This window comes from Nocardia sp. NBC_01377 (assembly GCF_045040005.1).
In the GTDB taxonomy this organism is placed as follows: Bacteria; Actinomycetota; Actinomycetes; order Mycobacteriales; family Mycobacteriaceae; genus Nocardia; species Nocardia noduli.
In genome coordinates this window covers 4,938,925-4,957,827 of record NZ_CP109566.1, presented here as the reverse complement: position 1 = coordinate 4,957,827, position 18,903 = coordinate 4,938,925, and the positions used below count along the sequence as shown (strand labels likewise).

17 protein-coding genes are annotated in these 18,903 nt (G+C 68.6%); 16 read left to right on the top strand and 1 reads right to left on the bottom strand.

Annotation, left to right across the window (positions count from 1 at the left end; all coding sequences use genetic code 11):
• The first annotated feature begins 111 nt into the window (after nt 1-111).
• A complete protein-coding gene (locus OG225_RS22725) occupies nt 112-738 on the top strand; it encodes an NUDIX hydrolase (RefSeq protein WP_405177171.1) in 627 nt (208 codons plus the stop codon).
• 10 nt (nt 739-748) lie between these two features.
• Here OG225_RS22725 and OG225_RS22720 read toward each other — a convergent pair whose 3' ends face one another.
• The gene (locus OG225_RS22720; RefSeq protein WP_405177170.1) at nt 749-1,075 is read right to left on the bottom strand and encodes a YnfA family protein; all 327 of its coding nucleotides are present in this window, start codon (nt 1,073-1,075) and stop codon (nt 749-751) included.
• A 212-nt stretch (nt 1,076-1,287) separates the two neighbouring features.
• Between OG225_RS22720 and OG225_RS22715 the strand changes: the two genes are divergently transcribed.
• The 15 genes from OG225_RS22715 to OG225_RS22645 all read left to right on the top strand — a co-directional run bounded on the left by OG225_RS22715 (nt 1,288) and on the right by OG225_RS22645 (nt 18,812).
• The gene (locus tag OG225_RS22715; RefSeq protein WP_405177169.1) at nt 1,288-2,235 is read left to right on the top strand and encodes an alkaline phosphatase family protein; all 948 of its coding nucleotides are present in this window, start codon (nt 1,288-1,290) and stop codon (nt 2,233-2,235) included.
• 117 nt (nt 2,236-2,352) lie between these two features.
• Entirely contained in the window at nt 2,353-4,758 is a 2,406-nt protein-coding gene (locus tag OG225_RS22710) for a RelA/SpoT family protein (protein ID WP_405177168.1), read from the top strand.
• Between the two features lie 317 nt (nt 4,759-5,075).
• Nucleotides 5,076-6,677 (top strand): cutinase family protein, encoded by a 1,602-nt coding sequence (locus tag OG225_RS22705; protein WP_405177167.1) that lies wholly within the window; start codon nt 5,076-5,078, stop codon nt 6,675-6,677.
• 56 nt (nt 6,678-6,733) lie between these two features.
• Complete coding sequence (locus OG225_RS22700) at nt 6,734-7,687, top strand: hypothetical protein (protein WP_405177166.1); 954 nt, start codon at nt 6,734-6,736, stop codon at nt 7,685-7,687.
• Between the two features lie 16 nt (nt 7,688-7,703).
• Entirely contained in the window at nt 7,704-8,585 is an 882-nt protein-coding gene (locus tag OG225_RS22695) for a MinD/ParA family protein (protein ID WP_405177165.1), read from the top strand.
• Nucleotides 8,582-9,223, top strand: a complete 642-nt coding sequence (locus OG225_RS22690) for a hypothetical protein (RefSeq protein ID WP_109526825.1) — start codon at nt 8,582-8,584, stop codon at nt 9,221-9,223. The genes OG225_RS22695 and OG225_RS22690 overlap by 4 nt, the downstream gene beginning before the upstream one ends.
• Before the next feature lie 58 nt (nt 9,224-9,281).
• Nucleotides 9,282-9,578, top strand: a complete 297-nt coding sequence (locus OG225_RS22685) for a hypothetical protein (RefSeq protein ID WP_109526826.1) — start codon at nt 9,282-9,284, stop codon at nt 9,576-9,578.
• The gene (locus tag OG225_RS22680; RefSeq protein WP_109526827.1) at nt 9,578-9,862 is read left to right on the top strand and encodes a hypothetical protein; all 285 of its coding nucleotides are present in this window, start codon (nt 9,578-9,580) and stop codon (nt 9,860-9,862) included. Before OG225_RS22685 ends, OG225_RS22680 begins: the two co-directional genes overlap by 1 nt.
• 28 nt (nt 9,863-9,890) lie before the next feature.
• Nucleotides 9,891-10,520, top strand: coding sequence for a hypothetical protein (locus tag OG225_RS22675; protein WP_405177164.1), 630 nt, complete (start codon nt 9,891-9,893; stop codon nt 10,518-10,520).
• On the top strand, nt 10,517-11,329 hold the full coding sequence (locus tag OG225_RS22670) for a hypothetical protein (RefSeq protein WP_405177163.1): 813 nt from the start codon (nt 10,517-10,519) through the stop codon (nt 11,327-11,329). The genes OG225_RS22675 and OG225_RS22670 overlap by 4 nt, the downstream gene beginning before the upstream one ends.
• Before the next feature lie 187 nt (nt 11,330-11,516).
• Nucleotides 11,517-12,983 (top strand): hypothetical protein, encoded by a 1,467-nt coding sequence (locus OG225_RS22665; RefSeq protein ID WP_405177162.1) that lies wholly within the window; start codon nt 11,517-11,519, stop codon nt 12,981-12,983.
• Entirely contained in the window at nt 12,980-14,470 is a 1,491-nt protein-coding gene (locus OG225_RS22660) for an SCO6880 family protein (RefSeq protein WP_109526831.1), read from the top strand. The genes OG225_RS22665 and OG225_RS22660 overlap by 4 nt, the downstream gene beginning before the upstream one ends.
• A gap of 7 nt (nt 14,471-14,477) precedes the next feature.
• Nucleotides 14,478-16,748 carry a hypothetical protein gene (locus OG225_RS22655; protein ID WP_405177161.1) on the top strand — a complete coding sequence of 757 codons (2,271 nt, stop codon included), beginning with the start codon at nt 14,478-14,480 and terminating at the stop codon, nt 16,746-16,748.
• Nucleotides 16,749-16,827: 79 nt separating this feature from the next.
• Nucleotides 16,828-17,136 carry a transposase gene (locus OG225_RS22650; protein WP_355091500.1) on the top strand — a complete coding sequence of 103 codons (309 nt, stop codon included), beginning with the start codon at nt 16,828-16,830 and terminating at the stop codon, nt 17,134-17,136.
• Nucleotides 17,133-18,812 (top strand): peptidoglycan DD-metalloendopeptidase family protein, encoded by a 1,680-nt coding sequence (locus tag OG225_RS22645; RefSeq protein WP_405177160.1) that lies wholly within the window; start codon nt 17,133-17,135, stop codon nt 18,810-18,812. The genes OG225_RS22650 and OG225_RS22645 overlap by 4 nt, the downstream gene beginning before the upstream one ends.
• Nucleotides 18,813-18,903 lie beyond the last annotated feature (91 nt).

Here is an 18,903-nt window from a genome sequence, read left to right as displayed (position 1 = left end):
TGCTGGACGACCGCGGACTTCCGTATCCGGAGGAAAAGAAGGCCTGACCGACCGCGTTCGGCCGGGGGAGCCGGCGTCGCACGATGCTCGGATGCGGCAGGATAGTGCGCCGTGGAGCAATCGGTGGTTTCGGTCGACGTGGTGACGCTGCGCTTCTGGCCCGACGACCCCGGTGTGACGGTCGGTGTCGCCGCGCGCGAACACGAACCGTTCACCGGTGAGTTGGCGCTGCCGGGTGTGCTGCTCGGGCGCGGTGAACGGCTGGTGCTCGCGGCCCGTCGCGCGGTCAACACGAAATTGGGCGTTCCCGAGGCGGCGATCGGCGCGGTCGGGCAGTTGGTGACCTTCGACGAACCCAACCGCGACCCACGCGGCCCGACCCTGTCCATCGCCATGTGGGCGGTGGTCGGTACCCACGAAGGTCCGGCGCGGTGGGTGTCCTTCGACGACGTTCCGCCGCTGGCCTTCGATCACAATCGGATCGTCGAGGCCGCGCGCGGACATCTGTCACGTCTGCTCTGGAAGGATCTGCCGTTCACCAAGGCGCTCGCCGGCTCGGAATTCCCGGCCACGCGCGCCGTCGACATCAGTACCGCCCTGCTGGGCGCCCGCCCCGATCCGGCCAACCTGAACCGCACGCTCGCGGCCATTCCCGGCCTGGAACGCACCACCGAGCGCCGTCGCACCAAGGCCACCGGCCGGCCGGCCGCCGTCTGGGCGTTCGAATCGGCCGAATGAGGCTTCCGGTTCAGCGCGGGGCGTACATGATCACCCCGATGCCCGCCAGGCAGATCGCCGCGCCCAGGTAATCCCAGCGATCCGGCTGGAATTTGTCGACCACCATGCCCCAGGCCAGCGAGCCCGCCACGAAGACGCCGCCGTAGGCCGCGAGGATGCGGCCGAAGTTCGGGTCGGGCTGGAATGTCGCCACGAAACCGTATGCGCCGAGCGCGATCACGCCCGCCGCGATCCACAGCGCGCCGCGATCCTCGCGCCACCCCTGCCACACCAGCCACGCGCCGCCGATCTCGGCGACGGCGGCCAGGGCGAACAGCAGTAGCGAGCGGACGACCATGCGCCGAAGCTACCGCAGCGCCGGGCACCGGGCGGGTACCCGGCGTTCACGCGCCATATGCCTGCTGTCGACCAGTGCGTATAGCTGGAGGCTATCGAGAGTTCAGGTGGCGTTCAGCGAGACGACCCGGCGTCGCGCGGCCGATGAAACGTCGATGAACAGCGCGCCGACGGACTATCGGGGGCGGTGCCCGAGGCCGGATCGTTCGGGGTATGAACCGGAGGCAGCTGCTTTCGACCACCGCCTTGGCCGCGTGCGCGTTCCTCGGCACGGCCACCGGGACCGCCGCGGCGCGCGGCACGACGAACAAAGTGGTGCTGATCGGTATCGACGGTGTGCGCTACGACAGGATCCAACGGGCCGAGGCCCCGAACCTGTTGCGGCTCAGTGCGGAAGGGCTGCTGAGCCGCAGTTCGATCGCCCCGCACATCAGCGTCTCGGGCCCGTCGTGGGCCACCGTCCTGACCGGGGTGTGGGATCGCAAGCACGGCATCACCGGCAATATCTTCGACGCGACGCCCTTCGCCCGATACCCCACCGTCTTCACCCAGCTCCAGCGCGCGAAACCCGCGCTGAAAACGCACTGCGTCGCGACCTGGGAGATGATCGCGGTGATGGCGGGCAGCGGCGATCCGCGCGCCGATGTCGTCGTCACCACCGCCCCGGTCCCCGACGATCCGGACGAATCGAAGATCGACGCCGTCACCGCCGACGGCGTCGTCACCGCGATCACCCGATTCGGTCCCGATCTCTGCTTCACCCACCTCGACCAGGTCGACCACGCGGGGCATTACGCGGGCGGCGCCCGGTCCAGGAACTATCGCGCCGCCATCGAGCGGGTGGATCGACTCGTCGGCCGTATCGTCGCCGCCGTCGACGCCCGCGCGGCGGCCGAACCGGGCGAATCCTGGACGATCCTGGTCACCACCGACCACGGCCACACCGCCGAAGGTGGTCACGGGGGGATGTCGGCCGAGGAGACCGCGACTTTCGTCATCGCGCGCGGACCCGATTTCCCCGCGGGTGTCAGCACCGACCGTTTCTGTCTGGCGGACCTGACTCCGACGGTATTGGACCTGCTCGGAGCGCCGCCCGACCCCGCCTCCGACGGGCGATCGATGCGCGCCGCACCCTTCGAGCGACCGCTCGCGGGGCGCTAGTTCCACGCTCCCGCAACCGCACGCCCACGGATGTCGGCGTGCGGGACTAAAGTTGTGGTCTGGGCGGTTGCGGCGGTCCGATAGGGTGATCCGACCGCGGCGTGGAGAGGTGGTGGCATGACGCAACATCTGGACGAGGCGAATGTCGAGCAATCGGCGGCATCGGCCCCGTCGCAGGAGGGGACCCCGGCGACGTCCGAGACCGCTTCCGCGCCCCGTCCGACACCGAGCGCCCCGGCCCGCCCACAGGGCGCGTCGGCCGCCGTCCCCACCTCGGCCTCGCGCCGCGTCCGCGCCAGACTCGCCCGCCGGATGACCGGTCAGCGCGGTATCGCCGCGGTCAAACCGGTACTCGAACCACTGGCGACGGTGCATCGTGAGCTGTACCCGAAGGCCAATCTGACGCTGTTGCAGAACGCGTTCGACGTGGCCGACGAGCGGCACGCGCACCAGTTCCGCAAATCCGGTGACCCGTACATCACCCACCCGCTCGCGGTGGCCAACATCCTCGCCGAACTGGGCATGGACACCACCACGCTGGTCGCGGCGCTGCTGCACGACACCGTCGAGGACACCGGATACTCGCTCGAGCAGCTGACCGCCGATTTCGGTCAGGAGGTGGCGCACCTGGTCGACGGCGTCACCAAACTCGACAAGGTCAACCTGGGCGCGGCCGCCGAGGCCGAGACCATCCGCAAGATGATCATCGCGATGGCGCGCGATCCCCGCGTGCTGGTGATCAAGGTCGCCGACCGCCTGCACAACATGCGCACCATGCGGTTCCTGCCGCCGGAGAAGCAGGCCAAGAAGGCCAAGGAGACGCTCGAGGTCATCGCCCCGCTGGCGCACCGCCTGGGTATGGCGACCGTCAAATGGGAGCTCGAGGATCTCGCGTTCGCGATCCTGCACCCGAAGAAGTACGACGAGATCGTGCGCCTGGTCGCCGACCGCGCGCCCTCGCGCGATACCTATCTGGCCAAGGTGCGCGCCGAGATCGTGAATACCCTTGCGGCGTCACGGATCGACGCGATCGTCGAGGGCAGGCCGAAGCACTACTGGTCGATCTATCAGAAGATGATCGTCAAGGGTAAGGATTTCGACGACATCCACGACCTGGTCGGCATCCGCATCCTGTGCGACGAGGTCCGCGACTGCTACGCCGCGGTCGGTGTCGTGCATTCGCTCTGGCAGCCGATGGCGGGTCGGTTCAAGGATTACATCGCCCAGCCGCGTTACGGCGTCTACCAGTCGTTGCACACCACCGTGGTCGGCCCGGACGGTAAACCGCTCGAGGTGCAGATCCGCACCCAGGACATGCACCGCACCGCCGAATTCGGCATCGCCGCGCACTGGCGGTACAAGGAGACCAAGGGCAAGCACACCACCGACAGCACCGAGGTCGACGATATGGCGTGGATGCGCCAGCTCCTCGACTGGCAGCGTGAGGCCGCCGACCCGGCGGAATTCCTGGAGTCGCTGCGCTTCGACCTGAGATCGCCGGAGATCTTCGTCTTCACTCCCAAGGGCGATGTCATCACGTTGCCGCAGAAGTCGACCCCGGTCGATTTCGCCTATGCCGTGCACACCGAGGTCGGGCACAAATGCATCGGCGCCAGGGTCAACGGGCGACTCGTCGCGCTGGAACGTCAGCTGGAGAACGGCGAAGTGGTCGAGGTCTTCACCTCGAAGGCGCAGAACGCGGGCCCGAGCCGGGACTGGCAGAACTTCGTCGTCTCCCCGCGCGCCAAGGCCAAGATCCGGCAGTGGTTCGCCAAGGAGCGTCGCGAGGAGGCCCTGGAGAGCGGTAAGGAGCAGATCTCCAAGGAGGTCCGCCGCGTCGGTCTTCCGCTGCAACGACTGATGAGCGTGGACGCGATGACCGCGGTCGCGCACGAACTGCACTACGCCGACATCTCCACCCTCTACACCGCGGTCGGCGAGCACCAGGTCTCCGCGCACCACGTCGTCCAGCGGCTGATGGCCCAGCTCGGCGGCATCGGTGACGTGGAGAACGAACTCGCCGAACGCTCGACACCGTCGAGCACCCCGTCACGCCAGCGCACCACCGGCGACGCGGGCGTACTCATCCCCGGCGCCACCGGAACCGTGGCCAAACTGGCGAAATGCTGCACGCCGGTGCCGGGCGACGAGATCATGGGCTTCGTGACGAGGGGCGGCGCGGTCAGCGTGCACCGCACCGACTGCACCAACGCGGGCTCGCTGCAATCGCAGGCCGAACGGATCATCGGGGTGGAATGGGCGCCGTCCCCGTCCTCGGTCTTCCTGGTCGCCATCCAGATCGAGGCGCTCGACCGCACCCGGCTGCTGTCCGATGTCACCAAGGTACTCGCGGACGAGAAGGTCAACATCCTGTCCGCCGCGGTCACCACGCACGGCGATCGGGTCGCGATCAGCAAGTTCACCTTCGAGATGGGCGATCCGAAACATCTGGGTCACCTGCTCAATGTGGTGCGCAACGTGGAGGGCGTCTACGACGTCTACCGCGTCACCTCGGCATCCTGATCGGTTTCCCTGCGCCGGAACCGCACATCGGCCGCTCCGTTTCCGGGGCGGCCGATTTCGTGCAATCCGGGTCATATTTGCCGCGGGAGTCCGCTCGCGACAGGTATCGACCGGTCGTAAACTTGCCGACATTACACCGGTGCCACGCCGTCGCGCGATAAGTGTGGCACGGCGATTCGCGAAAACTTTTCGCTGCTTCGCCAGTCATAGCCGGAATCTGTTACCGTCTTAGGGGTTTCATGGCGTTGAAGTTGGCTGCGGCAACACGAGATTGATTGTGGTTCGCTATGACTGGGTACACGGCAAGGACATCGGGGATGCTGCTCGCACTCGCCGTCGCCTCGGCGTTCGTACCCGCCGGTTCCGCGGCCGCCGACCCGTCGAATCCCGTTGGGCCGCTGACGGATCTGTCGATCCGCACCTGCCCCGCATTGTTCGCCCTCGGTGTCCAGGGCACCGGAGAGTCCTCTCCCGACGCCGCGCCGACCACCGACACCGGCATGCTCTCGACGGTGTTCAGCCCCATGATGGCCGCGGCGGCCGAACCGGGACTCGTCGACCGCGCCTATGTCCCCTACGAATCCGCGTTCGGGGGTATCGACGCCAAACGCGCCACGCCGTATACGGAATCGGTGGCCACCGGACTTGTCCGGTTGCGGACGATGGCCGCGCAGGTCGCGAGCCGATGCGCCGACACCAGATTCGCGCTCGTCGGATATTCGCAGGGCGCGCATGTCGTCTCGATGTTCGCGCAGGAGATCGGCAAGGGTTCGGGGGTGATCCCGGCCGAGAAGGTCGCCGCGGTCGCGCTGTTCGCCGATCCCACCCGCAATCCCGGCGCGCCGTTGTTCCCCGGCGCACCGGGCAAACAGACCCCCGACCCGGCTCCCGGTACCAGTGGTACGCGCGTGGCCGAGGTGGCCGCGCTGCCGCTGACACCCGCAGACGGCGGCGGCATCGGCCCGGACCGGGACCGGGCGACCGATTTCGCCGCGCTCACCGGACGGGTCGCGAGTTTCTGTGCCGCAGGCGATTTGGCGTGCGACGCGCCGAACGGCGCGCCGGTGTTGCGCGCTGTCGCCAATGTCGCCGGACAGGCGACACTCAGCGGCGGTGACCCGATCGCCTCGCTGATGTCGATCTCGCAGGCGCTCGCCTACACCTCCATCAAGACGGTCACCGAGGTCGCCGCCGAGGACGTCCAGGGCACCTCGCTGACGAATCTGTCCATCGCGCCGAAGAAGTCGATCTCCCAGCGCATCGCCGACGCCTCCGATCCGCGCGCGCCGATCGATCTCGCGGGCGCGGTCCAGGCGCTGCTGAGGGTCGGAATGATCGGACTGAACGCGGTGGCGAGCGTCGTGCGGACGGTGCTGAGCCCCGCCGCGATCTCCGAATTGGCCACCGCCGGTTTGTCGGATCCGGTCGCGGGACTGCTGCGCCTGGGCACCCGACTCGCGGGCGCGATACCCCAACTGGTTCCGCCGACGACGGTGTCGCGCCTGGTCGCGCAGTCCTACGACGCCGTCGTGCAGAACATCACCGACAACAGGGAACTGCTCGATCTCACCACCTGGGTGCGGTACTGGGACACCGTGCGCACCCACGGCGCCTACGGCACCGCGGCGGTGGCGGCCAACGGTGACGCGCCCACCCGCTACGTCGCGGACTGGCTGGCCGCGCTGGCGCGCGATCTCGCCGAGAAATTCGGACAGGGTGCCGCCGCTCAGGGTAGCAAGCCGGGACCCGGATTCTTCGGCAACAGTTCCGGCGCGTCGACTACGCCGAATTCCTCCGGTACGGGACAATTTCCGTTCGGGACAGGAGCCGATGGCGCCTCATCCGGCGGCGCGACCTCGATTCCGCCCACCGAGCGACCCGGAACCACCAACACTGCCTACCCGTTCTCCACGAACTGATCGCCGAGAGGTCCGACGATGCGACGCTACGTGCCCTGCGCTGCGGGAATGGGGGAATGTTGAACTCGTACAAAGATCTTTCGCGCTGGTACGGCGCGCTCGAACCGGACGCGGCGACCTCCGCTCCGGTGGCCGGGGGCGACGCGATCGCGGAGCCGACGAACGAGGACGAACGCACCGCCCGTTTCCCGGACTACATCCGCGAAGAGGATCCGGAGGAGGCGCGCGCCAAGGCCGAGGTGCCGACGGATCTGCCCGCGCGGCGCAGTGAGTTCATCGGCGGCTGGTCGGACTGGGTGGCCGACGACCAGGCGCCGGGGCCCGACGACGACTACGACCCGCGCTCCGGTGTCGCCGTGCGCTTCCCCTGGCCCGACGACAACGATGCCGATGACGATCCCGCTGAGGAACCACCGTCGCCGCGCAACCGCTCGGCTCCGGCGTTGCGCGTCGCGGCCAAACAGCATCCGGCCACCCGGCGCGCGCGGGTGATTCTGGTCCTGATCGTCGCCGTGCTGATGCTGATCGCGGCGGGCGTCGGCGCGCTGTGGTTGGTGCAGATGTCGGGTCAGCGCGGCGCCGCGGGCGCCGCACCCGCGTCGATGCAGTTCACCGCGGGCAGCGCGCGTGCCGGTGGTCCGGCCGACTGCCCCACCGAACACGGTGTGAGCGTGCTGCGCAGCGCGGAGGCGGGCAGCACCGATTCCGGGCCGGATGCGGTGCTCGCCTTCCAATACGCCTACTACGTCGCGCGTTCGGGCGAACAGGTGCGCGCCGTCGTCGCGCCCGAGGCGCCGATCTCGCCCCCGGAGGTGATCCAGCGCGGGATCGACACCGTTCCCGAGGGCACCACGCATTGCGTGCGGGTCGTCACGGTCACCGAGAACAGGTATTCGGTGGAGGTCACCGAATACCGGCCCGGTGGTGTGCCCGCCACGTACAACAAGCAGATGGTCACCACCGCGGTGATCGGCGGTCGCACCCTCATCACGGGTATCGCGGCCGGATGAAGGAGAGCTGAGAACGATGGGAGAGGACTGGAGCCGCTGGCTCGACGAGGCGCCCGAGGAGGGCGGACCGTCGGGCCGGCAGGCACGTTCCAAGGCTCCGGTAGTACGGCTACGGCGCGGCAAACGGGACGACGACGGCATCGACGGTGAACCCGCGCAGCGCCCGATCCTGGTGGTCGGCGGTTGCGGCGGCGCGGGAACCACGACCACGGCGCTCGGCATCGCCGGTGAACTCGCCTCGGCGGGTACCCCGACCGTCGCGGTGGACGCGACGGCGGCGGGCAGCGATCTGGCACTGCGGGGCGCGGACGAACACCTGCATCCGATCAGTCTGCAGTCGTGGCTGTACGGGCGTGGCGACGACCAGCCGGCCCCGCTCAAGGAGTGCCTGTCGCTGGCGACGTCGGGGATGGGACTGCTGTGGCGCGACGCCGCGCCGCTGCGCCGCAGAGCGACATACCTCACCGTGGCGCGGGCGGTCGACGAGGCCGGCTTCACCGCGGTGTACGACGGCGGGAACCCGATTGCCGGACGTCAGCTGCGTCCGCTGCTCGATGACGCCGATGTGGCTCTCGTTCTTGCCATTCCGGCGCGCAGCGACGCGGCCAATCGGCTGCGGGTGACCCTGGAATGGCTCGATGACCAGTTCGGTGATTCCAGTGAGGGGCCGGGTACCGGCATCGTCGGAGACACCACCATCGTTGTCTCACATCAGCATCCGGGGTTCGACTCACGTGTTGCCGATCATTTGCGCGAACATCTCTCCGGGTGGGTGCGCGAGATCAGGGAGATTCCCTACGATCCGCATCTGGCCCGCGGCGAACTGGTCGAGCACGCCGCACTCGCCGACGAGACGCGCCGGGCATACGCACGCCTGCTGGCCGGGGTGGCATCATGACCGCAGCTATGAAACTTCGTCGCAAACACGACCCTCAACCGGCGGGGGTGGTGGCGCCTCCCGAGTCGAGACGCGCACCGGTATGGGAGCGTCCGGTACCCGGTGTCGGTCGGGCGCCACTGGTCTGGTTGCTCGGTGTGCACGGCGGTGCGGGAGCCACTACGCTCGCGCATGTGCTTGCGCCCGCGGCGGATTCGAGCCGCCGCTGGCCCGGCGTCTTCGAGCGTGAATCCCCCTTTGTCGTGCTGGTGGCCAGGGAGACGATCGCCGGGCTGACGCGTGCCCACGATTTGCTGCGGCAGCATCATTTCGGTTTCGGTGGGCCGTCGGAGGTCATCGGACTGGTCACCGTCGCCGCCAGACCCGGCCGGATTCCGCCGGAGATCCGGCGTTATCGCGAGGTGGTCGGGTCGCTGGCGGGGCCGATGTGGCAGGTGCCGTGGTACGAGGAATGGACGCTGGTCGAGCCCGAGCAACTGCCGACATGGTCGCCCGGCGATCCGATGCCGGAGAAGAAGCGCAAGATCGACCCGCTCGAGGAGGTCCCGCTCGAGGTTCGCGAGCTCGGCACCGATATTGTTGCCGTCGTCCGTGAAAAGCTCGATGCCAGTTCGTCTTTCGATGAGGAGGAGCCGTGATGGCGTGCACCGTGTCGATGTACAGGGCGTTGATTCACACTTCCCGGGAAGGTAGCCGATGAGCATGTTGCTGTTCGCCGCGCAGGACACCTACGGCGCCGTCCTCGCGCAGGTCGGGAATCCGACGCCGGAGGCGCCTCCGGGCTCGGAGAAGATCCTGCAACTCGTGCGGTACCTGACCTGGTTCGTCCTGCTGTCCGGAATCTGCGGCATCGTGTACGCGGGCGGCAAATTCGCGTGGGAGCGGTGGACCGGCGGCGGTCTCGAATCGCCGAAGATGGTCGCCGGAGCCATGATCGGCGGTGTCGTCGCGACGAGCGCGGGCACCATCATGAACGCCGTCATCGGTACCTGATGTCGACCATGTCCGACGTGCGACTCTCGGCGAGCGAGCTGCTCGCCTACAAGCAGATGCCCTCCGATGTACTCGAACCGCTGATGCAGTTGCTGAATTGGCTGCTGTGGTTCGTGCTGTTGGTCTGCCTGGCGTGGATGATCCTGTCCGCGGGCCGGTTGTGGATGGCCTTCCGCAGCGATATGGCGATCAACGACGCCACCCACGGTGTCGTGATGAGTTTGATCGGCGCTTCGGTGGCGAGTACCGCCTCCGGAATCGCGTTGGCGTTCCTGCCGACGTGAGCCGGCATCTGACGGGGACGGATCCGACATGAATTCCACAGTGATGCGCTCGCGCGCGGTCGGCGTCTTCGGCGTCGCGCTGTTCGCTGTCGCGGGCTGCGGCGGCTGCGAAGCCGACGGAGACGGCGCAACGGCGCCCAATCCGGCCGCGGCGCCGACCGATGTGCGGTGGCAGGACTTCCAGGGCGTCGCATTGCCGCGAACCGCGCAGGGGCCCCGGTCGATCACCGACGGCGCCGCCGTCGACTTCGACCGCAGCCCGCCCGGGGCCGCGGTGGCCGCCATCACCCATACCGTCCGGCTGTCGGTGGCCACCGACAGCCAATGGGCGAAGGTGGTGGCCGGGGAGGTCGTGCCCGGCGTCGCGCGTGACGAGTGGTCGGTGAACCGGCTACAGCTGTCGATCACCGGCGCCGCGGCCCCGGAGTACGCGCCGAGGCTGCTCGGTTACAAGATCACCGAATACACCGATCAGGTGACCGCGGTGGATATCTACACCGAATATTCCGACGGTTCGAAGGCGGTGAACCACACCACCGTCGAATGGTTTCGGCAGGACTGGAGATTACGTCTGCCCGGTCCGGACTCGACCGCGAGGCCGGTCGAGTCCATCGACGAATTACCCGACGACATCGTGACATTGGAGGCACCGCAGTGAGTCAGAAGGAGCCCTACGCCCGCTCGGGCGTCTCCTTCGGTGCCATCGCGTCCGCGGCCCTGCTGGCACTGATCCTGGTGGTCGGCATCGTCATGTGGATCGGAAGCGACGATGCGGACGGCGGTGACGGCGGCGGTGTCGCCGCCACCACCGGCGGTGAGGGGTTCGCCGAACCCGAGGTCGATATCTTCGGCAGGCGCATCGATGTTCCGAACAATCCTGCCGGACAACCGCTCTCGCAGGATCCGGCCCGCCAGCGCAAACCCACCGATTCGGACTGGCTGACCGCCGCGCCCGAGGGCACCAACGCCCCGCGCGGCTGGCAGAAGGTCTACGGCGCGTCGGTGCCCTTCTCCACCTCCGACGGCCCGACCCGGCTGGAAGACGGTCTGGCCGTTGGCTATTCGCACACCCCGCAGGGCGCGGCGCTGGCGGCGGCGCAGATCACCTACCGGATCAACGCCCGCCCGGCCGATCGCGAACTGTATCTGCGCCAGGTCCGTGTCTCCGCCGCGCAGATCGCGGCCTACGACAAGGCGCTCGACGAGGACCGTCTCCCGAAACAGCAGCCGGAGCGCATCACTCGCTATTTCGTCGCTCCCGACGCTTTCAAGGTGGAGAACTACGCCGACGATCTCGCCATCGTCCGATTCGCCTCGCGCGGACAGGTGATCGACGGTAAACAACTGTGGGCCGCACTGCGTTTGGTGATGGTCTGGGACGCGGGGGACTGGCGACTGAAGCCGTCCGCGTCCAGCGGAGCCCCGACCGAGTTGATCGAGTCGATCGAAGGGTGGACCGCATGGTGAGCCGGTGTCAGCAGGCCGCGACCGTCGAGTTCGCGAGAAAGGCCCGAGTAACAGTCGACGGCCGACCGGTACGGGCGGGCATGTGCCCGACGGTCGTGCGGCGGGACAGCGAGGGGAAGGTCCGCCCGGTGACAGGCGAAGAGCAAGTCCATATCGAGTCCCTGCGAGATATCGAGGGGTGGACATAATGGTGAGGCGAATTCTCACGATCTTCGCGGTGATCTTCACCGTGATGATCGCGACACCGACGGTGGCCTACGGCCAGACCTACGGTTTCGACGACACGTGCAACGAAATCCACGACACGCTCGACGATGTCGGACTGCCGGGGATCTCCCTCGGCGACGCGGCCTCGGCCGCATGCAAGGCGGGCAATGCCGCGTCCCATCCCGGCGACGCCGCGACCGCCGTCAAGGACAAGGCGTGGGACTCGACCTTCGGCAAGGTCGTCGACTCGTTGATGAAGGGTCTCGGTGAGGCCATCATCCTGGCGTTGACGTTCTGGATGAAGGTGCCCAACGAGGCGGCAAGCGACAACGGCTCGCTGTTCACCAAGATCAACGACTACACCTATCAGATACAGATATTGCTGCTCATCGCCTCGGTCATCCTGACCGGCGCGCGTCTGGCCGAGGCCAGACGCGGGGCCGCGGTGAGCGAGGCGGCCGAATCGTTCCGCATGTTCGCCCGGGTGGTGTTCAGTTCGTGGATGCTCGGGGCGATCATCGTCGCGGGCACCCAGGCCTCGGATCGCTTCTCCGAGTGGGTCATCACCGACGCCACCAACGGTAATGCCAAGGATCTGGCCGAGCTGATGGTGAAGACCAGTAAGTTGCAGGCGTTCTCGCCGGGCCTCGTCCTCATCATCGCGATCGTCGGCCTGCTCGGCGCGCTCGCGCAGATCGTGCTCGCCATCGTGCGCCAGGGGCTGCTGCTCGTCGCGGCGGGCGTGCTCCCGCTGGCGGCCGCCGCCTCGGGTATGAACACCGGCAAACAGTCCTATCAGAAGCTGATCGGCTGGATCATCGCGTTCATGCTGTACAAGCCGGTCGCGGCGATCGTCTACATGATCGCGTTCATGACCGCCGGGCACGTCGACGGCCTGACCTCGACCACGGCGCTGCCCGAAGCCGAAGAGGCACAGCGCATGCTGGTCGCCATCGTGCTGCTGTGCAGCGTCGCGTTCGTGCTCCCCGCGCTGATGCGCCTGGTCACCCCAGCCGTCGCGATCGTCGGCTCCGGTGGTTCCGGTCTGACCGCGGCGGGCGGCACCCTGATCGGCGCGGCGGCGCTCGGCGCGATGGGCACCAAGGCCGTGGCCGTGAAGTCCACCGCGGGCGCGGGTGCGCCCGGCTATGTCGCGGGCGGCGGCGGGCCGCGTCCGGGCGGCGCGGGGCCACGCGGCGGCGGCCGTCCGGTACCGCCACCGCGCGGTGGCGGCGGCGGAAGCGGCGGTGCGCTGCCACCGCGCGCCTCCGGTGGGCAGGCACAGGCCGGAGTACCCTCCGGTGCGTCGAGGGCCGCGGGACGCATCGGCGCCGCCCGCGCCGCGAGCACCGGATTGAACCGGGCCGACGAAAGCATGGGCGATCTCGCCGGTGACCGCTGGGCGAATCGTTCGCCCGACCTCGGGAGGAGCACCATTCCGCGATGACGATGACCGACACCTATGAGCGCCGTTCCTACGGCCTCTGGCAGAAGCCCCGCAGCGCAGGTCTTTTCGGCCTGCGCTGGGAGGAGACAGTCATCGGCTTCGTGGTCGTGATCACGGCGCTGATCACCGCGATGGTCGGTGGATTCCAGTGGGGTCTGATCGTCGGCGGCACCGGCGTGGTGATCATGGTTCCACTGGTGTGGCGGACCGGGGGCCGCTCCGGATACGAGACGGGATTGATGATGTTCAACTGGATGCGTTCACGCAACAACGGTGAGCACGTGTATCGGGGTGGCCGGTTCTCGCGGGTCCCCGGCGGCGTCACCCGCCTGCCGGGTCTGCTCGCCCCGTCGAAGCTGTACGAGGGAATCGACGCGGGCGGTTACAGCTTCGGCATGATCCACCTGCCGCAGTTCGCCCAGTACACCGTCGTGCTCCGGGCCTGGCCGCAGGGCCACGAGGCCGTCGACCAGCCGGTGATCGACCGCTGGGTCTCCGCGTGGGGCACCTTCCTCGCCTCGGTCGGTCAGACCAGCGACATCATCGCGGTGGTGCCCGTCATCGACACGGTGCCGGAAACCGGAAACCGCTTGCTGACCGAGGTTTCCACCATCACCAGGCCGGAGGCGCCCGACCTCGCCCAGCAGGTGATGTACGAATTGGCGACCGAACTGCCGCAGGAACGGGTGCAGTTGCTGCCGCGGGTCGCGATCACCTTCAAGGCGACCACCGCCGAGCGGCGCAAGAATCCGGCCGAGGAGGCCGTGGAGATCGGCCGCAGGTTGCCCGGTATCTGCGCAGCCCTCGCCGAGGCCGGTGTGCGCGCGCAGCCGATGTCGGCCGACGAGGTGATCTCGTTCATCCGGCGCAGTTACGACCCGGCCTCCCAGGCCGATCTCGAGGTCGCCTCCTCCGAACCTGATGGCCACGGCCTGGATTGGGCCGATGCCGGGCCGGTCTCGCACGACGAGAAGTGGGATCACCTGATCCACGACGGCGGCCGCTCGGTCACCTGGGAGATGGACGCCGCTCCCGAGGGCGCGGTGGACGAGCGGGTGCTGCAACGCCTGCTCGCGCCGAATCCCGAAGTGCCGCGCAAGCGCATCGCCATCGTGTACCGGCCGCATTCTGCCGCCGACGCCGCCGAGATCGTCGACGACGATTTCAAGAACGCGCTGGTGGCCCAACAGAGTGAACGCGGTGTCGTCTCGGCCGCCGCGACCCTGCGGGTGGGTGCCACCCAGCAGGCACGTGAGGAACAAGCCCGGGGTCACGGTGTGACCCGCTTCGGAGCCCTGGTGACCATCACCGAGCCCCTGCGCGGCGATCTGCCGCGTATCGAAGCCATCACTCGCGACCTGTCCACACAGGCGCGACTGAAGATCCGGCGGTGCTACCGCTACCAGTCCGCGGCCTTCGCGGCCTCGCTCGGGTGCGGAGTCATCCTGCCGGAACACGCGACAATTCCGAAGGCATTGGCGGGGTGAGTGATTCATGGCACGTGAGAACGAGCCACCGGTGCACGACCGCGACGGCATCCCGGTCCGGCGCGGCGGGCGCCCCGGCGTGGAGGACCTGCCCGACCGGGCCGGGCGACCGGCGCGGAGCGTGAACGGCGACGATCGGTCCGACGTCGGGGAGATGTCCGATCGGGAGCGGAGGGCGTCGCGCGACGCGGCCGAGCGACGGGCGCGCCCCGGGGCCGGGCGGGCCGACGCTGTCCGTGCCGATCGGGCGCATGCCGAACGTGAACGGGCGGAACGGGTCAGAGCGGAGAACCGACGCGCGTCGGCGCCGCGCTCGGAGTACGACGGATGGGCGGAACGTCCGCGTCAGGGCGCCGCGCGTCCCGATCGCGGTGCGCCGCAGCGTCAGGACCGACTGCCCGCCCGCCCGGACCGGGTCGGGCCGCAACGTCCCGATCGCGGTGCCGCGCAACGCAACAGCGGGCGATCCGGTCGCGGGGCACGCCAGGACAAGGCCGATTTCACCGCCGACCGCGCCATGGGAACCCCGCCCATGGACAAGGCCGCGCGTCGCGCGAAGGCCAAGGCGGACAAGCGCAAGACCTCGGGCCCGCAGCTGCTCGACGACGTCACCAGGTCCAAACTCGAACAGATCAGCCGCGAGGGTTCCGGTCTACGCGCGGCATGGGCGACCTTCCGCGTGCGCACCGACGACATCCGCCGCCGCAACTTCGCCGCGCGCGCCGAACAGGTCTACGAGGACGGTTTCGACCGCAGCACAGCCCAACTCACCGATCGCGGGTACGCGGGTCCCGGCGGCGGCCGGATGAACGTCGTCGGCCGCCCGGTCGAATACCGGGCGACCACCGCCCAGGTCGCGGGGTTGTGGCCGTGGTCGGTGGGCGCGGGCGCGCCGCTGATCGGGACACCGCTCGGCTCGCATCTGCACACCGGCGCGCCGGTGTGCTTCGATCCGATGAACTGGTTCCTGCGCGGCAGTTTCATCACCGCGCCGAGCCTTTTCGTGCTGGGGCTCAACGGTTTCGGCAAATCCTCGCTGGTGCGCCGGATCGTGCTCGGCGGAATCGCCCAGGGCATCACCCCGCTCATTCTGGCCGACGTCAAACCGGACTATCGCAAGATGGTCGAACTCGTCGGCGGCCAGGTCATCGACCTCGGTTACGGCCACGGCAAACTCAATCCGCTCGCGGCGGGCGTGCTCGGTTCGGTGGTGCCGCGTCTCGACGATCTCCCGGCGCTGCAACTGCAAGTGCTACAGGATCTGCGGGCCCGCCAGGTGACATTGATCGCGGGACTGGTCGAACTCGTGCGCGGCGCGCGGGTGCGCGACTACGAGGAGACCCTGATCTCCACCGGTCTGCGCATCCTCTACCAGCCCGGCAGCGGTTACACCCCGGATCAGCCGCCGATCATGGAGAACCTGCTCGAGGTGATCGTCGCGGGCGGCGAGGAACTCATGCTCGACGCGGGCGCGGACGATCCGAGCGAATACCAGAACGCCATCAAGGGTTTGCGCCGTTCGCTGCGCGCGCTGACCCAGGGCCCGTTCGGCGCGATCTTCAACGGGCAGACCTCGGTGCCGATCGATACCAGCGCCGTCGCGGTCTGCATCGACGTCTCGCACATCCCGACCGGCGACAAGAAGCTCAAAGCCGCGGTCATGCTCGCGTGCTGGGCCGACGGTTTCGCCTCGGTCGAGGCCGCGCACGTGCTCGCCGACGCCGATCTGGGCCCGCAACGGTACTTCCAGGTCGTGATGGACGAGTTGTGGCAGGTGCTCGGACTCGGCGATTTCATGGTCGACCGGGTCGACGAACTGACCCGTTTGCAGCGCAGTATCGCGACCGCGCTCATCATGATCAGCCACACGATCAAGGATCTACAGTCCCTCGGCTCCGAGGGCGCCATCGCCAAGGCGCTGGGCTTCCTCGAACGCGCTCGCGCCAAGATCTTCGGCGCGTTGCCCGCGGAAGAGGTCAAACGCCTCGACAGCATCGTGCCGTTCACCTCCGCCGAGGAGGAGATGGTGACCGGCTGGTCGGCGCCGCAGGCGTTGACCGGTGAGGCGCTCAAACCGGGCCAGTTACGGCCGTCGCCGCCTGGCACCGGAAAATTCCTGCTGAAAATCGGTGAGGACCGTCGGCCCGGCATCCCGTTCCATATGGAATTCACGGTGTCGGAGAAGGAGAGCGGGATCCACGACACCAATCAGCGCTTCAGCGAGTTCACCGAATCCACTGCGCGCGGTTCGGATTCGCCGAGTGGGAGCGCCGCATGAGGTTCCGGCCGGGATACGCGGTGTCCGTGCGGTGCCGCGTGTCCTCGCGGCCGGAACCGGGCGGTGCGGGGAGTGTCCGATGATGCCGCACCGGTCCTATCGCCGGGTATCGCCGGAGGTCCGCAAGGCCGCCGTGGAACAGGTCCTCGCGCTGACCGGCACGCTCAGTAGCGAATCCGAGGCGTGCCGGATGGTCGCTGATCAGATCGGAGTGCACGCCAATTCGGTGCGCAACTGGGTCCGTGCCGCCGAAGGGCCAGGACTGGAGCGGATGGACGCCGGCGCGCTGCGCCGCAAAGTCGCTCTGCTGCAACAGCAATTGGCCGCGGCCGCCGAGATGAACCGAACCCTGGCCGACACCCTGAACGAATCCCGCCGTCGCACGTGAGCGCCAAAGGCATGCTCTGGGGGGTGATGGGCGTCGTGGTGGCGCTGATGGCGGTGGTGCTCGTGGTGATCATGCCCTCGGTCGACGACCCGTGCGAAGGTATGTCGGTGCTCGGATCGCAGTCGGCGCTACCGCCGCTCGGCGGTTACCCGCAGGGCGATCCACGCGCGTCGACCGCCGCTGCCGCCCCATCCGGTTCCGCCACGGTGACCTCGGCGAACCCCGCTGCCACCGCGACCCCGTCGCTGGCGGCGGGCGTCGGCGCGATCCGTCGCGTGCTGCCGCTGGCGACCGGAACGTTCACCGTCTCCGATGTCTTCGGTTCGCGCGGGGGCGACCACAAGGGCATCGACATGGCGGCCGTCGACGGCACGCCGATCTTCTCGGTCTCCGACGGCAGGGTCGTCGCGGCCGGGCCCGCGTCCGGTTTCGGCAACTGGATCGTGGTCGACTCGATCGACACCAACGGCCGCGGCTATTCGGCCGTCTACGGACATATGTGGGACGGGGGCGTGATGGTGCGCGTCGGCGAGACCGTGCGCGCGGGACAGCAGATCGGACTGGTCGGATCCGCGGGCGAATCCAGCGGTGCCCACCTGCATTTCGAGATCGTTCCCGGTGGCCGTTTCACCGGCGGCAGGCAGATCGATCCGGTGCCGTGGCTCGACGGCGCACCGACCCCCGATCTCGGCGGCGCGCAGTGGTATTCCACCGATCCACGATGCAGCCTCGGTTTCGGCAGTGCCGGTGGCGCGCTCGCCTCGGGCAAGGTGCCGGAGGAACTCGAGATCTGGTACCGCCGAGCCGGTTCGATCTGCCCGCAGATCACCTCGTCGCTGCTCGCCGCCCAGGGCCGCCAGGAATCGGGTTTCCGTCGCGGCGCGACCTCGCCCGCGGGCGCGCAGGGCCTCGCGCAGTTCCTGCCCGGCACCGCCGCGAGTATCAATCCCGACGACGGTAAGCCCTATGTCATCGACGCCGACGGCAACGGTGTGGCCAGCGTGTGGGACGACGGTGACGCCATCATCGGCCAGGGCCGCTACATGTGCGCGATCGCGCACAAGATCGAGCGGTGGCAGGCGGAGGGACGGGTGCAGGGCGATCTCACCGCGCTGTCGCTTGCCGCCTACAACGCGGGCGAGGGCGCGGTACTGGCCTCGGGTGGAATGCCCAACCAGGTCGGCGCGCACTATTCCGAAACCCAGCCGTACGTGCGCAATATCCTCACCATGGAACCGCAGTATCGCGCGCCCGGCTCCACCGGCCGCTTCACCCCGGGCGAGGACGACGCCGGTACCCAGATCGTCGAGGCCGCGCACGACTGGCTCGGCACCCCGTATGTGTGGGGCGGCGGCGGACCGCAGGGCCCGAGCGGCGGCGGACTCGACGGACCCGGCCTCACCTCCGCGGCGGTCTTCGCGGCATCCTCCGGCGCGGTCACACTGCCGCGCACCGCCGAACAGCAGTGGGAAGCGGGCTCCGAAGTGCCGTTGAGCCGGGCGAAACCGGGAGATCTGGTGTTCAGCTCCTTCGGTCCACGCGGCCCGGCGCAGGTCGGAATCTACGCGGGGGCGGGCAGGATGATCCAGTCCGCTCCCGCCGCGCCGGGCCGAGGCGGCGGCGGGGTCGGCGAAACGGCGATACCGGGTGACGCGCGGGCGAGGAGGGTGCTGTGAATGTAGAGCGGAAAAGCGAACACGCGCTGCGATACCCGGCGTTCGGACCGCGACGTGGCGGCCCGCGACGGTTAGCCTGGAAGATACATGG